The organism is Paraburkholderia sp. SIMBA_030, assembly GCF_046535245.1.
Taxonomy (GTDB): domain Bacteria; phylum Pseudomonadota; class Gammaproteobacteria; order Burkholderiales; family Burkholderiaceae; genus Paraburkholderia.
Window position 1 is genome coordinate 1 of sequence record NZ_JAWRXB010000086.1, and the last position, 509, is coordinate 509.

At 53.6% G+C, this 509-nt stretch carries 1 pseudogene; it reads right to left on the reverse strand.

Features of this window, described 5'->3' with window-relative positions:
* Nucleotides 1–309, reverse strand: a pseudogene (locus tag SB772_RS39130) (MFS transporter); the annotation flags it as partial.
* Nucleotides 310–509 lie beyond the last annotated feature (200 nt).

Below are 509 nucleotides of genomic sequence, written 5' to 3' on the forward strand. Positions count from 1 at the left end.
GTTTTGCGCCATTCGATGGTGTCCGGGATCTCGACGCTCTCCCTTATGCGACTCCTGCATTAGGAAGCAGCCCAGTAGTAGGTTGAGGCCGTTGAGCACCGCCGCCGCAAGGAATGGTGCATGCAAGGAGATGGCGCCCAACAGTCCCCCGGCCACGGGGCCTGCCACCATACCCACGCCGAAACAAGCGCTCATGAGCCCGAAGTGGCGAGCCCGATCTTCCCCATCGGTGATGTCGGCGATATAGGCGCCAGCAACCGCACCTGTGGCGCCGGTGATGCCGGCCACGATGCGTCCGGCGTAGAGGATCGAGATCTCGATCCCGCGAAATTAATACGACTCACTATAGGGGAATTGTGAGCGGATAACAATTCCCCTCTAGAAATAATTTTGTTTAACTTTAAGAAGGAGATATACATATGTTTAAACGTAAATCAACCGCAGAACTGGCAGCACAGATGGCAAAACTGAATGGTAATAAAGGCTTTAGCTCAGAAGATAAAGGCGAA